General features: G+C 35.3%; 15 protein-coding genes. 7 read left to right on the plus strand and 8 right to left on the minus strand.

All coding sequences use genetic code 11. From position 1 onward, the window contains the following. Positions 1-14 precede the first annotated feature (14 nt). Positions 15-1199 carry a sigma-54-dependent transcriptional regulator gene (locus WEEVI_RS08440; RefSeq protein ID WP_013598726.1) on the plus strand — a complete coding sequence of 395 codons (1185 nt, stop codon included), beginning with the start codon at positions 15-17 and terminating at the stop codon, positions 1197-1199. Then, positions 1200-1709, plus strand: coding sequence for a hypothetical protein (locus tag WEEVI_RS08445; protein WP_013598727.1), 510 nt, complete (start codon positions 1200-1202; stop codon positions 1707-1709). A gap of 33 nt (positions 1710-1742) precedes the next feature. Here WEEVI_RS08445 and WEEVI_RS08450 read toward each other — a convergent pair whose 3' ends face one another. After that, the gene (locus WEEVI_RS08450; protein ID WP_013598728.1) at positions 1743-2792 is read right to left on the minus strand and encodes a nucleoid-associated protein; all 1050 of its coding nucleotides are present in this window, start codon (positions 2790-2792) and stop codon (positions 1743-1745) included. 191 nt (positions 2793-2983) lie between these two features. On the opposite strand from WEEVI_RS08450, the gene WEEVI_RS10970 reads away from it, so the two are divergent. From WEEVI_RS10970 to WEEVI_RS08465, 3 genes are all read left to right on the plus strand, one after another. Beyond that, positions 2984-3883: a DUF6515 family protein gene (locus tag WEEVI_RS10970; RefSeq protein ID WP_013598729.1), complete on the plus strand. Its 900-nt coding sequence runs from the start codon at positions 2984-2986 to the stop codon at positions 3881-3883. A gap of 139 nt (positions 3884-4022) precedes the next feature. Continuing rightward, positions 4023-4406 carry an START-like domain-containing protein gene (locus WEEVI_RS08460; RefSeq protein WP_013598730.1) on the plus strand — a complete coding sequence of 128 codons (384 nt, stop codon included), beginning with the start codon at positions 4023-4025 and terminating at the stop codon, positions 4404-4406. 23 nt (positions 4407-4429) lie between these two features. Then, the gene (locus WEEVI_RS08465) at positions 4430-5233 is read left to right on the plus strand and encodes an aminotransferase class IV (protein ID WP_013598731.1); all 804 of its coding nucleotides are present in this window, start codon (positions 4430-4432) and stop codon (positions 5231-5233) included. A gap of 28 nt (positions 5234-5261) precedes the next feature. Here the strand turns inward: WEEVI_RS08465 and WEEVI_RS08470 are convergent, their stop codons facing one another. Then, positions 5262-5813 carry a YqgE/AlgH family protein gene (locus WEEVI_RS08470; RefSeq protein ID WP_013598732.1) on the minus strand — a complete coding sequence of 184 codons (552 nt, stop codon included), beginning with the start codon at positions 5811-5813 and terminating at the stop codon, positions 5262-5264. Positions 5814-5900: 87 nt separating this feature from the next. Between WEEVI_RS08470 and pdxH the strand changes: the two genes are divergently transcribed. Next, positions 5901-6545: a pyridoxamine 5'-phosphate oxidase gene (gene pdxH, locus WEEVI_RS08475; RefSeq protein WP_013598733.1), complete on the plus strand. Its 645-nt coding sequence runs from the start codon at positions 5901-5903 to the stop codon at positions 6543-6545. Between the two features lie 121 nt (positions 6546-6666). Here the strand turns inward: pdxH and WEEVI_RS08480 are convergent, their stop codons facing one another. The 5 genes from WEEVI_RS08480 to WEEVI_RS10975 all read right to left on the minus strand — a co-directional run bounded on the left by WEEVI_RS08480 (position 6667) and on the right by WEEVI_RS10975 (position 12952). Continuing rightward, the gene (locus WEEVI_RS08480; RefSeq protein WP_013598734.1) at positions 6667-6945 is read right to left on the minus strand and encodes an HU family DNA-binding protein; all 279 of its coding nucleotides are present in this window, start codon (positions 6943-6945) and stop codon (positions 6667-6669) included. A gap of 138 nt (positions 6946-7083) precedes the next feature. Beyond that, a complete protein-coding gene (fmt, locus tag WEEVI_RS08485; RefSeq protein ID WP_013598735.1) occupies positions 7084-8019 on the minus strand; it encodes a methionyl-tRNA formyltransferase in 936 nt (311 codons plus the stop codon). 13 nt (positions 8020-8032) lie between these two features. Further along, positions 8033-9898, minus strand: coding sequence for a RecQ family ATP-dependent DNA helicase (locus tag WEEVI_RS08490; protein WP_013598736.1), 1866 nt, complete (start codon positions 9896-9898; stop codon positions 8033-8035). A 128-nt stretch (positions 9899-10026) separates the two neighbouring features. Beyond that, entirely contained in the window at positions 10027-12138 is a 2112-nt protein-coding gene (locus WEEVI_RS08495; protein WP_013598737.1) for a S9 family peptidase, read from the minus strand. Positions 12139-12151: 13 nt separating this feature from the next. Then, entirely contained in the window at positions 12152-12952 is an 801-nt protein-coding gene (locus WEEVI_RS10975; protein WP_013598738.1) for a hypothetical protein, read from the minus strand. A gap of 217 nt (positions 12953-13169) precedes the next feature. Between WEEVI_RS10975 and fsa the strand changes: the two genes are divergently transcribed. Further along, the gene (gene fsa / locus WEEVI_RS08505; protein WP_013598739.1) at positions 13170-13826 is read left to right on the plus strand and encodes a fructose-6-phosphate aldolase; all 657 of its coding nucleotides are present in this window, start codon (positions 13170-13172) and stop codon (positions 13824-13826) included. A gap of 140 nt (positions 13827-13966) precedes the next feature. Here the strand turns inward: fsa and WEEVI_RS08510 are convergent, their stop codons facing one another. Continuing rightward, positions 13967-14767, minus strand: a complete 801-nt coding sequence (locus WEEVI_RS08510; RefSeq protein WP_013598740.1) for a Cof-type HAD-IIB family hydrolase — start codon at positions 14765-14767, stop codon at positions 13967-13969. Between the last annotated feature and the right edge of the window lie 2 nt (positions 14768-14769).

The raw sequence follows: 14769 nt of genomic DNA on the forward strand, positions 1-14769 counted from the left end.
ATTAAAAATACAACATGCCAAAAATATTAATCATCGAAGACGAAAAAGCCATCCGCAACGTACTGAAAAATATTTTACTCGATGAGGACTCTTCTTTCGAAGTAGATGAAGCAGAGAACGGTGAGATTGCCCTTGAGAAAATTAATGAAGTAGAATATGATTTAATCATTTCCGATATCAAAATGCCAAAAAAAGATGGAGTAGAAGTACTAACAGAAGCACTAGAACAACATCCCGATCTTACTTTTGTAATGATTTCTGGTCATGGTGATATCGAAACCGCCGTAGATTGTATCAAGAAAGGTGCATACGATTATATCTCAAAACCACCAGATCTCAATCGACTACTCAATACGGTACGTAATGCGTTAAACCACAAATCATTGGTAAAAACCAATACGGCACTCAAATCAGAAAACAAAGCACTCAAACGCAAAGTAAGCAAACAGTATACGATGATAGGGAGTTCGGAAAGATTAAATGAAATCCGAGAGATCATCGATAAAGTAGCGTCTACCGAAGCACGCGTTTTGATCACAGGACCAAACGGGACCGGAAAGGAGTTGGTTGCACATCAATTGCACGAGAAAAGTGATCGAAATAAAAAAACACTTATCGAAGTTAATTGTGCAGCAATACCTGCAGAGCTCATTGAGAGTGAATTGTTTGGCCATGTGAAAGGTTCTTTCACAGGAGCAGTAAAAGATAAACAAGGTAAATTCGAGTTGGCCAACCAAGGAACAATTTTCTTAGATGAAATTGGAGATATGAGTCTATCTGCACAAGCAAAAGTTTTGAGAGCACTACAAGAAGGAAAAATTTCTCCTGTAGGAAGCGAGAAAGAAATCGACGTGAATGTTCGTGTAATTGCTGCAACCAATAAAGACCTGCGAAAAGAGATTGAGGAAGGGCGTTTCCGAGAAGATTTATACCATCGATTGGCAGTCATCATTATAGAAGTGCCAGCCCTCAACGACCGAAAAGATGATATTCCAGAACTAGTAGAACATTTTGTAGTTCTGCTAAGTGAAAACCAAGGTTTACCGTATAAAAAGTTCGATGCCTCGGCTTACGAAGCGCTGAAAGAAATCGATTGGACAGGGAATATTCGCGAATTAAGAAATGTGGTAGAACGTTTGTTAATCTTGTCGAACGATCCAGTGAAAAGAGAAGATGTAGAAGCTTTTGTACGCAAATAAATGAAAAATACAGCACCAATATTTCTTCTTTCTGTAGGGTTGTTTTTCTCATGCGAAACCTCTAATCAATCTCAGATAGGAAAAGATTTTTTTGAGACATACGCACTCCGAAAAGATGAAAAAATATTGCAATCATTTTATAACGACACTATAGAATATGAAAATGTAGTTTTACAAAGTGGTTTGCATCCTATATCGAGTGTAGAATTGATTCGAACAAACTTCAACTTCCATGACGCACAAATGGTGTATCCGAACGATACAATCTTGCGGGTAGAACAGTTAATGAGCAACGACACTATGATTGTTGCACAAGGCTATTTTTTACCCTACCAGTATCAAGGACTAACAATCCCCGAAATGAAGTTTACGACATGGTTATTTCTCGACAAAAACAAGAAAATAAAAAAACAAATAGACTGGTTTAATTATCCGATAGAAGACATTATACAGGCTTATCAGATGAAACAATCTATGAATTTTTCTACAGCGCCTCAAATACAAGAATAATAAAAAAAGAGTGGTTACATAGCCACTCTTTTATTATTGCTCTGTATTGAAAAACACTTTGTAGTAAAACATTTTTTTGTTCTCATCATATCCCTTTTCTAGGTAATCTTCTGCAGCATCCGCCGCCATCAAATCTATTTTTAGAATGATGTTGGTATCGAGTTTTATTTCACTTTTTATTTTTTTAGATTCTTTGACGAGCGAAGGTTTATTCACTTCAAAAGCCGTGTCGAATTCTATTTTGAAATCTTCTGCATATTGAGTTTTGAATTTTTTATAGTCATCCACCAACTCAAACTGTTCAACTACTTGACTCTGAATCATTTCGTCGGTAACCATTTCATTCATCGTTAATAAATGCAACGTTTGAGACAGAAAATTGGCTTGTGTTTGCTTGTCATTTCGTTCTAAAACAACCTCTTCGGCAAACTGATTCATCAAGTGTAAATATTGTTTGGTTTGATAGCGATTATCGTTAACAGCCGTAATTTCTAAGAAACTTTTTTTCCAATATTCGGATTCGTTTTGCAAATCATCAACCGAAAAAACAATATATCCGTCATCTTTTTGTGCATTGACAACAAAAGCCGCTTTGTCTATTTTCTCTAATTTATATCCTTTTTGAATAAAATAATCGATGTTTTTGGATTCATCGAAACGGATGTATTTCTTTTTATTTTCTAGCTTGAAAATGCCAATACCTTGCGTGGTAATGTCTCCATACCTGATATTATCAAAAAAAGCAATGAAAACTTCACCCGACTTTATTTGCGGATGCAAAGATTTCTCGAATAAATGGGCCAAAATCTCATGCGAAAAATCTAGAAAATCGATCTTCTCCTCGAACATTTCTTGCATCAAACTATACACCACATTAAACTCCAGCTTTTCAGTATAGTGAGAAAAATGATAAGCATCCATGTTGCGTCTGAAAGCTTGTGTAAGAAACGGAAATAAATCTTCTTCTTTTTTTTCGTCCATTTTCAAAGCTGCTTCCGCAAAAATATTGCGTTCTTCGCGCACTTTGTGGCCAACTTTCTGTAGGGATAAATAAGAAATATAAGCACTCTTGAAATCGATCATCGTACATAAAATATCCCACAAAGATACATTAACTGGCTTGCTGTGCAAATAGATTTCGGTAGGATTTGGGACAGAAAATAAGGTTGATGCTTCGGATTATCTTTTATGAATTGGTTTTTTTTTGATTCGAATATTTTTTGGCACACTTATGGAATTTAACAAAATTGTAAAATCCTGAAAATTTATAGAAAATGAAAAATATACGTGTACTTTTAGTAGGGTTAGCTATGGTTTCTGGTACCTTGATTTTTGCACAATCGGCTAGAAATGGTGATCGATCATCGAATGGTAGAGGAAATTCTACAGTGACCAATCGGGCGAGCAATAACAGCAATCCAAGAGCGAATATAAATGCTTCTTTTGGATCGAGTAAACAAGAAAGTATGAGCGACCCGCGCAGAAGTAATCCAAGAACAAATCAAGGAAATACGCCTAATCATGTGAGAACAGGCTCTTCGATAACGGTAAGGACTCCTACTAGTGCGAATTCTCGTTCGGGTTTTCGTGCAACAAATTCTGCCGAAACTATAAGAAATAGTTCGTTATCTGCAAGAACGGTCGAGAGAGGGAATACGCGAAGAAATAACGTTGAGGTAAATTATAGAAACAACCAACGCGAGATTAGATCCCAAGACAATGGGAGAGATGTAATTCGTTTTCAGAATGATAAACGTTATGAAGATCGTCGATACAATTCGTATGTATACAATGTGAACAATTATCATCATTACACGTATAACAATTATCAATTCTATGGAAATAATGGAGTGTATTACCGTCCGTACAATAAGGGATATATCCGTTTTATGCCACCGGTTGGTTTTCGGGTAGATTATTTACCCATAGGCTATTCGAGTTTCTATTACAACCGTAGACCTTATTATTTCTATGAAGGAATTTATTATATCAAAAAAAGAAACAGATTTTATGTCGTAGAGCCTCCTTATGGAGCAATTATCGAAGCTTTGCCCGCTGGTTATGAAACGGTAAATTATAATGGCGATATTCTATATGAATTCGGAGGTGTTTTGTACCAAAAATATTATGACCAATACGGTTTTGCCTACCAAGTTGTCGGCTTCCTCGATTAAGGTAAAGAACAGAAAGAGAGTATCCAGCGATGCTCTCTTTTTTTATTAAGTACAATTTAGGTAAGAAGCAATAAAACATAGTTATTTTTTTTGGTTAATTAGATTCATTTAATATCTTGCGGACACAAAAAAATAAAGTATGCCTAAAAAGAAATATACGATAGAATTTCCGATAAAATCATCACCTTCGTTGCTTTACAATTATTTATCGAATCCTTCGGGCTTATCAGAGTGGTTTGCAGATAATGTAAATTCTCGTGGAGAGAAATATACTTTTATATGGGATGAACACGAAGAAAGTGCTTTTTTAATGAAATCTAAAGTAGATTCTTATGTTCGTTTCCAGTGGGAAGAAGATGAAGATACCAAATATTTTTTCGAGTTGACCATTGTGGTAGATGAACTAACAAACGATGTTTCGGTTGTGATTACGGACTTTGCAGAAGAAGATGAAATCGAGCAATCGAAACAACTTTGGGAGAGTCAAATAGAAGATTTAAAGAAAATTTTAGGTTCATTATAATAAAAAAAGAAGTTCAAGTTTTGATGATAAATTTCAATGGAAGCTTAGTTCCGCAAGAACAATTAGTATTTTCTACGAACGAACGCATCATATCGTATGCCGATTCTATAAAAGAGTTGATCCGAATTGTTGATGGTGAAATATTATTGTGGGAGGACCATTATTTTAGTTTAATGGCTTCTATGCGGATAATGCGCATGCAAATTCCGTTGAATTTTACTCCAGAATTTTTTCAGAATCAAATCAAGACTTTGCTTCAGCACAACCAAAACGGATGCATCACTTTCACCTGTTATCGTACCACTTCTAGCGATATTCTAGACAGTAGTATTGGCTATTTTATAGTATTCGATCAGCAACAAGAGGCTTGGAATCATGAGATAGAAGAGGCAGAAATTGATGTCTACAAGGATTTTGTTATCAATGATTCTTTTTTCTCCCAAAATAATATTGTACATCCCGAAGAAAATATTGCAAGAGTATATGCACATGAAAACGATATGCGCGATTTAGTTTTGCTCAATGCCAATAAACGAATAGCAAAGAGTTTGAATGGGTCTATTTTTCTTGTCAATGATCATAAAATAAGAACACCAAAGCAATCAGAAGGTGTACAGAAAAGTGTACTTAGAAATCATTTTATCTCGACTCTTAACAAAGGAAAAGTTTTCGAAGTAGAAGAAACAGAAATTTTTCCGTTTGAGATGCAACGTGCCGAAGAGATTTTTGTATTAATAGACGGTTATGGTATGGTATCGTATACGAAGAATCGTAAAAAAACATACAGAACCGACAAAGCTCAAGAGATATTTTCGCTTTTCGTCTAAAAATAGAATAAGGTTTTTTCTACAAAGTTTAATTCATAGAAGGGTCGGCGGGTGTATTTACCCATATAAGGTTTTCTCCACCTAGTTTGGTCAGTTGTTTTTTCCAAAGGTCAACTTCCCAATCTCGAAAAATATCAATGCGTTCGCGTACCAAAATCCATGCATTCATTTCGAGTTCAATTTCTAACTGTCTACTCGACCAGCCAGAATATCCTAAATAAAATCGGATTTCATCATCCCCTATTTTTCCCATATTAATCGCCTCTCGGACATCTTCGTAATTTCCGGACCAATAAATATTTTCGGCAATTTTTTCACTCTCGCGAATAAGATCTGGACGAGAATGCAGATAATATATATTTTCTTTGTCTACTGGCCCCCCTTCGTAGACAATAGAATCAGAATTCATTTGAGATACAAAAATATGTAGCGGGATATTTGATGATTTATTTAAGATAAACCCTACAGAACCTTTTTCGCTATGTTCGGTGATGATGACTACGCTTCGGTTGAAGATGTCGTTATTCAAGGTTGGTTTTGCTATGAGAATATCACCTTTATTTATACGTTTATTTTCCACAACTTTTATTTTATTTATTAATAACTTCGTGTGTTAAAATGTACCTATAAGATAGTTCGTATTTTACTAATTTAAAAAAAATAATTCATGAAACAAGATTTATCTGATAAAAGAAAAAATTATTCTAAAAATTTTATAGATTTTGATCATTTGGCAGAAGATGCTATAGAGCAATTCAAAAGCTGGTTCGATGTTGCAGAAAAAAACCCTTTGATAGAAGAGGCTAATGCGATGACAGTTACCACAGTAGAGAATAGCGGTAAGCCAAGAAATCGAGTGGTTTTACTAAAAGAGTATAACCAAGATGGTTTTGTTTTTTACACTAATTATCAGAGCCAAAAAGGCAAAGCAATAGAGAATAATCCACGAGTATGTTTAAGTTTTTTTTGGCCTGCTTTGCAACAACAAATAATTATTACTGGGAAGGCAGAAAAAGTAAGCGAAGAGATGTCTGATGCATATTTTGCTAAACGTCCTAGAGAAAGCCAAGTCGGTGCATGGGTATCGCCACAGAGTTCGGTTATAGACGAATTTCATGATTTTGTTGACGATGAAGATTCAATAATCAAAAAGTACAAAAACCAAGAAATACCAAGACCACCTCATTGGGGAGGTTATTTGGTGAAACCAGAAGAAATTGAGTTTTGGCAAGGTAGACCTAGTCGATTGCATGATCGTGTGTTGTACAAAAAGAAAGATAATGGTTGGAAGAAATATCGTTTAGCTCCATAAATTTGCTATACGCATCTAAAAATTATATTTAGTGGGAGGTACCCCTTGTACAGATTATGAGATACAAAAAAAACTCCTAACAATTAGGAGTTTTATGCTTTCTTAAGAATAAGGTAACTTCTTATTTTTTGTCTACTGCAGCAGATAATTCTGATCCAGCTTTAAACTTAGCTACAGTTTTAGCAGCGATTTGAATTTCTTTTTTAGTCTGTGGATTAATTCCCGTTCTTGCAGCTCTCTCAGATGTTGAGAAAGTTCCGAATCCTACTAAAGCAACTTTTTCTCCTTTTGCTAAAGCATTCGTTACATTAGTTGTGAATGAGTTCAAAGCTTTTTTTGCAGCTTCTTTTGAAATTCCTGCATCAGCAGCAATTGCGTCGATTAATTCAGATTTGTTCATAGCTTAATAAATTAAATTTAAATGATACACAAATATAATCTTTCCCTTTGTTTATGCAAGTTTTAGATGAAAAAAAATACTTTTTTTCATCAAATATTAATGTTTAATTCTTTTTTTTAACTAATTTACAATAAATCATTAATCATCTAAGGCTAACCAACTTACATTTTGATTGCCGTTGATAAAGTCTTTTGCACTCATTTTGCGTTTTCCTTGTGGTTGGATTTCTAGAATTTCATAAACACCATTTTCTACCCGGACAAATAAATTTTTTTTGGTAAGATGAAGAACATTTTTACTTAAATCTTCAGGAAAGTCCTGAGCAATTTTACCGGCTAAAATTTTGGCCGATTTACCGTTAATCATTGTCCATGCCGCTGGGTAAGGGCTTAGACCTCTTACATGATTATGTATCTTTTCTAACTTCCAACTCCAATCGATTCTGCAATCATCCTTGTAAAGTTTTGGTGCATGATGCAAGTCTTTCTCCAACGGTTGTGGATAAGAAGTTATAGAGTCTTTTTCTAAAGCATCGAGTGTTTCAACAACTAGTTTTTTGCCAAGATTCATCAGCTCATCATGTATTTTCCCGACATTATCATCTACACCGATGGCAACTTTGTCTGTTAGAAGAATTTTACCAGTATCTATTTTTTCATCAATTAAAAATGTAGTTACTCCTGTTTCCTTTTCTCCATTCATGATTGCCCAGTTTATGGGTGCAGCTCCACGATATTGCGGGAGCAGAGAACCGTGTAAGTTAAATGTTCCTTTTGGTGGAATCGACCATACTACATGGGGCAACATACGAAAAGCTACTACTACAAAAACGTCGGCGTCTAGCTTTTTAAGTGCCTCTATAAAGTTTTTATCGCGTAGTTTTTCTGGTTGTAAAAGGGGTAGTTTTTTTTCTTCTGCATATTGTTTTACTGCCGATTGCTGTATTTTTTGCCCTCTTCCTGCTGGTTTGTCAGGAACTGTTACAACCCCAACAATTTCGTGCAGACTGTTTTCGTGGATTTCCTGGAGAGACGCTTTTGCAAATTCTGGCGTCCCCATAAAGACAACTCGCATATTTTTATTTTTTTTATAGTTTCTTGAAGGTGTCCAAACCTTCTATTTTCAATTTCATTTCATCAACCAAATATTGTAGTTCGGCAATAATGTTTTCTTTTGGCGAATGTATAAAATGCATTACAATTTCATTTAATGTTTTTCCTTCTTCGCCAATAAAATCAAGTAACTTTAGAGAATCTATTTTGTCTGATTTTTTTTCGCTTAAACAAACATCACATCTACCACAATTTTCTTTGGATTTTTCTCCAAAATAAGAAAGCAACATACGTTCTCTGCAATATTCATGTTGGGCAGCGTAAAAGGCCATTGCTTGCAGTTTTTTCCAATGATTAACTTGGATTTCTTCATACATTTTCCACCACTTTCCTTTCAACAAATTCGAGTTACGTGGCTCAAGAAATTGAATACGCGTAAGGAAGCGATCAGAGTAATTTATTATATCTTGTTTATGCATTTGATGCAATTGTGTACGCACGTCTCCTAGACTACGATGCGTATCAAAAGCTATTTTCAGCTCATAAACATTTTTGGGTAAAGTATAAATCCCAGGATAATTCCTCTCTAAATATTCTAACAACTCTCTATGCTCGTAATGTTGTACTACGGTATTGGGTAGAGTATTAATATAAACGGTACTGTTCTGAGAATAGTCTTTGAGATAAATGATTGCTTTGTTTTGTAGGAATTGAATGAAATTGAAAACCTTACGAACATCCAAATTAAACTTTTCAGAGAATAGAGGTACGTCGAGCGATTGGATTTTCTCTGGTTTTTCACCCTCGGCAATTTGTAAATAACTGAACAAGAGATTGCCAATCTCTATGAACTCCTTTTTGGTAGGAAGTTTTGATTTGAAGGTGTTTTCAGCAATCAAAATATCCTCAGAATTCGATAAATAAATTCCTATAGAGGGCAAGCCGTCTCTTCCTGCGCGCCCTACTTCTTGGTAGTAAGCTTCGATAGAAGGAGGTAAATCTAGATGAAAGACCGTTCGTACATTTGGTTTATCAATACCCATCCCAAAAGCATTTGTCGCTACCATTATTTGGTTAGGATGTGACGTCCAAAAAGTTTGCTTTTCTTTTTTTTGTTGTGCGTCTAATTTAGCGTGATAAAAATCAGCATTAAAGCCATTTTCTTGTAAAAGAGATGCGATTTCGTAGGTTTGTTTTCTTGTTTTTACAAAAACTATACTGCTACCTGGATATTTTTTTAGATAATAAATTAAATCTTGCTTTCTGTTCTCAGAATATCGGACTTGATAGGTGAGGTTTTCTCTACGAAGCGAAGTTTTGAATATTTTAGGTTTCTTTAGTTCTAGAAAATTAATTATGTCCTCTTGTATTTTCTCTGTCGCAGTTGCTGTAAGAGCCAATACTGGTGTGTTAGGAAAATGAGCTCTGATACTAGCTATATTCAGAAAGGAAGGTCGAAAATCATGTCCCCATTGAGAGATACAATGTGCCTCATCGACGGCAATAAGTTTTACTTGGAAGGTGCTTAGTCGCTCTATAAAAATTTTACTTTGCAAACGCTCGGGTGAAACAAAAAGTAATTTTACTTTTCCGCTTTGGCACTGATCCAAAATCAATGTAATCTGTGTGAAATCGAGTTGGCTGTTAATATACTCTGCCGGAATATTTTTATCTTTCAGGTTTTGGACCTGATCTTCCATCAAAGCAATTAACGGGGTGATAACCAACGTAAGTCCGTCTAAGAGCAATGATGGTAGTTGATAGCAAATCGATTTACCAGCACTGGTGGGCAAAATTGCTAGAACATCTTGTTGTGCTAATAGCTGTTGAATGATTTCTTCTTGTGGATAACGAAACTTTTCGAATCCCCAGTATTGTTGTAAAACTTCTTTTATTTCCAAACAGAATACGACTTTGGTTGATTAAATATACCGTTTTTTTTCGTGTTGTACAATCGAATGTAGTGCAATGTGAGAAATTTTGTCTTATCGAAATAACAAACCCCAAATGAACTTTGGGGTTTGTTGAATTATTTTAGTTTGTTTTCTAGCATTAGTAAAAAAGCATACTCGAAAGCAACTTCTTTTAGACTTTCAAATCGGCCAGAAGCGCCTCCATGTCCCGTATCCATATTGGTATCTAGTAATAGTAGATTATTGTCTGTTTTGTATTCTCGTAATTTGGCAACCCATTTTGCTGGTTCCCAATATTGTACTTGAGAATCATGCAAACCTGTTGTCACCAAAAGATGGGGATAGCTTTTCTTTTCTATATTGTCGTAAGGTGAGTAACTTTTGATGTATTGATAATAGATTTCATCGTTCGGATTTCCCCATTCGTCATATTCTCCTGTAGTTAGAGGAATGGTATCGTCTAGCATGGTGGTTACCACATCTACAAAAGGAACTTGAGCAATTACACCATGAAAAAGATTGGGCTCTAAATTAATCACTGCACCCATGAGTAAGCCGCCTGCCGAACCTCCCATTGCGTATAGGTGTTGAGTAGAAGTATAGTTTTTGGCCACTAAATCTTTGGCCACATCGATAAAGTCATAAAAGGTGTTTTTTTTGTTGAGAAGTTTTCCGTCTTCATACCAAGAGCGTCCCATTTCTTCTCCACCACGAATGTGTGCAATCGCAAAAATGAAGCCTCTGTCGAGTAAGCTTAATCGCGTGGTACTGAAGTAAGGCTCCATCGAATAACCGTACGAACCATATGCATAGAGCAACAATGGCGTTTGTGCAGAAAGTGGAGTGTCTTTTCGTCGAACGATAGAAACAGGCACCATTTTTCCATCACGTGCTTTGGTCCATATTCTTTCGGATACATAATTAGATTTATCAAAATTTCCGAGTACTTTTTGCTCTTTTTTTACCTCGAACGTTTTGTTTTTCATATCATAATCGATAACCGAACTAGGGGTTGTTAGTGAGGTGTAATTGTACCGAAGAATATTGGTGTCAAAATCTGGGTTGACCGATGTGCTTGCGGTGTAGGTAGTTTCATCAAAGGGTAAATAGTAGTTGTTTGCTCCGTCCCACGAACGAATATTAAGGTTGAGCAATCCATTTTTACGTTCTTGAATAACTAAATAATCACGGAAAATTTCGAAACCTTCTACCAAAATGTCTTCGCGATGAGGAATAAACTCTACCCAATTATCTTGCGTTGTAGATTGAGTAGGTGTTTTCATTATTTTGAAATTTTGGGCTCCATCTTTATTGGTTTGTACGTAGAAATTATTCCCGAAATGTTCGATAGAATATTCTAAACCTCTTTCTCTTGGTTGGAAAACTCTAAACTCAGCATTTGGTTCATCGGCTTTTATGTAACGATACTCGTCTGTCATAGTACTCGATGACCCAATGATGATATATTCTCTCGATTTCGATTTGTAAACATAGGTGCTAAAAGTGTCATCTTTTTCTTCATACACCAAAATGTCTTCTTTGCTAGAAGTTCCCAAAACGTGTTTCCAGATCTGATATGCACGTAGTGATTTGTCTTTTCTCGTATAGAAAAGGGTTTTGTTATCTGCTGCCCATACCGAAGAAGCAGTAGTGTTTTCTATTTTGTCACTTAGGATTTTACCGGTCGATAGATCTTTTATTTGGATTGTATAAATCCTTCTACTTACCTGATCTACCCCAAAGGCAACAAGCTTGTTGTTGGGAGAAACATTCAATCCGCCTAATTGGTAATAGGCATGGTTTTTCGCCATTTCATTCACATCGAATAATAGTTCGGGTTGTGTTTTTAGACTTTCTTTGTATCGGTAGAATAAAGGGTATTCTTTGTTTTTTTCGAACTTGGTTTCGTACCAATAGCCGTTCAACTTATACGGAACCGAACTGTCGTCTTCTTTTATACGTGCTCGCATTTCTGTAAAAAGTTGCTTTTGCAAAGCTTCAGTTGGTTGCATGATTGCCTTGGTATATTTATTTTCTTCTTCGAGATAAGCAATTACCTCTTTGTTTTCACGATCATTTAACCAGAAATACGAATCGATTCGTGTGTCATTATGGATAGTTAATTTCTTGTCTATTTTCTTAGCTCTGGGTACTTGCATAGTTGTTTGTGCATTTAAGGTTGCATAGGTAAAGCCAATTGTAGTGGCAAGTAAAAGTTTTTTTCTCATTTCTGTTTAGGGGTTATGGTTGAACGAATTTTATAAGTTTTGTTTGGTTGTCGATAAGATATTCTATGCTCAACTCATTTTCATTCATATAACCAATGGTTTGGTATTCTTCTTTGCCGTTTATAACCGTAACTTTATATATACCATCTTTTGTAGACGGAGAAAAGCGCGCAACGATATTCGATGTAGTTTCTTCTATCAACAAATAATTATTCGTGGCGATGGTTTCTAAATAATATTTTTTCCCATCCGAATAATAAAGCTGGTGATACTTTTTAGGTGTTTCTTTTGTCGTTTTTTGTTTTTGGGGTTGATTTTGCTTTTCTACCTTTTTGTTTTTTTCTAAAATAGGCATAGGTTTGTTTTTCGTTACTACCACGTTTTTGGCCGAAGCAGTTTTTCCGTTTTGTGGAGGCATTTTATTGATTGCACTTTTCAGTGCATCTCGATAACCTTTTTCATAATCTTTTATTCTCGATTTACCATCAAATTTTGCCAATTCATTTTCGGTACAGTTGTAAAAATATACCTCTAATTCATTCGATAAAAAATTGCGTACTTTTTTCACGTTTGCAGTCGCAGCCAAACAAGGATCTGCTTTTAGCTCTGCGTTCCAAGATTCTACAACATCTGATACCAATGTATATGATTTGTTTCGTAACAATATTTTTAGGTATTGATTGAGTTTGTATTGGTTTTCTTTGAAATCAGTAAACTTTTCAGGTACGATGACATATTTGTAGTCGGAAACATTATGTTGTGCTTGCACTTGCAATCCTGCAAAGAACAATGCGAGAAGGATATTTTTTTTCATTTTATCAGATCTATATTTCAATCAAAAATACAAAAAATATACGGATGCATTCGAAAAAAATACTCTCTTCCTTGGCTCTTTATACCATGACGGTAGGATGAGTGACTTGCGTTTATTCTTCAAAAGAATCGATAAAATATTATTATAATCCAATCAATAATAGAGATGTTTCCGATCAAAGGACGTATTTTTGCATAACAATTCAACAAACAAGAACATGAAATTTTTTATCGACACAGCAAATTTAGCAGAAATCAAAGAAGCACAAGATCTTGGTGTTTTGGATGGCGTAACCACGAATCCTTCTTTAATGGCAAAGGAAGGAATTGCAGGAGAAGAAAATATTCTCAACCATTACAAAGCAATCTGTGACTTGGTGACCGGAGATGTTTCGGCAGAAGTTATTGCAACCGATTTCGAAGGTATGGTGAAAGAAGGAGAAGCATTGGCAGCTCTTAATCCACAAATCGTAGTGAAAATCCCGATGACCAAAGATGGGGTGAAAGCATGTAAATATTTCTCACAAAAAGGAATCAAAACCAATGTTACTTTGGTCTTTTCGGTTGGGCAAGCTCTTTTGGCTGCAAAAGCTGGTGCAACGTATGTTTCGCCATTTATCGGGCGTTTAGACGATATCTCTACCGATGGACTTAATCTGATCGAAGATATTCGTTTGGTCTATGATAATTATCTTTTTGAAACGCAAATTTTGGCCGCTTCTGTTCGTAATACAATGCATATAGTGAATTGTGCAAAAATCGGAGCAGATGTTATGACTGGGCCATTGTCGTCTATCTTAGGTTTACTAAAGCATCCTTTGACGGATTCTGGTTTAGCTCAGTTTTTAGCAGATTACGCGAAAGGTAATAAATAAGAAAAATTTGTATCATTTAATCATGAAATAGAAGTCAGGCTTCCTCTGTATGAGAAGGTCTGACTTTTTTCGTAATTCATTCTCATAAACGAGTAACTTCTCGACCAAAAATTAAAAATATAGATAGACAGTTTTCTCTTTTAGTCTAATAAAGATTTTAAAACCTCTACAACAGCAAATTCATTGTTGTTTCCTGTCTGCAAACGAGCAATTTCTTTAACAAGCGGATGCGCATTTTCCATCGCAAAACTATAATAAGCCTCTTGCAACATTTCTATATCATTAAGATAGTCACCGAAAACAATGGTTTCTTCAGGAGAAATGCCTAATGCTTGTTGCAACTTTCTCAAAGCTTTTCCTTTATTGGTGTGCTCATTCATTATATCTATCCAATTTTTTCCTGAAACTACAACCTTTAAACCTTTTTGGTCTAGGTGTTGAAGTGCAGGATACAAATACTTTTCTGCATTTTTCGGATGATGAACTGCTACCTTTATAATTTGATCTTCGGATAGATAATCCAAAACATTGTCTACCAGAAGGTTTTGGTAGTAAAAGTTTTGGAATAATTCTATGAAATCACTATTCTTACTTTCTACATAGGCATGTTGAGTGCCACAGACTACAGAATTTGCTAGCGGAATTTGTCGGGTGAGTAGTACAATTTCTGTCACTTTTTCTATAGGCAATGTATCTGTAAAAAGAACTTTATTCTGGAAAGTTACATAACTTCCGTTTTCGGCAATAAAACCTATCTCTTCTTGTATCGGATGAAAATAATGCAACAAACTATAGTATTGACGTCCACTTGCAGGAACGAACAAAATCCCTTGATTTCGCAACTTCCGATAAACCTCGAAAAACTCTGGATGTAGCTGATGTTGATCATTTAGTAAAGTGCCATCCATGTCGCTAACAACTAATTTTACTTTTCCTTTCATGA

It is taken from the genome of Weeksella virosa DSM 16922, from assembly GCF_000189415.1.
In the GTDB taxonomy this organism is placed as follows: domain Bacteria; phylum Bacteroidota; class Bacteroidia; order Flavobacteriales; family Weeksellaceae; genus Weeksella; species Weeksella virosa.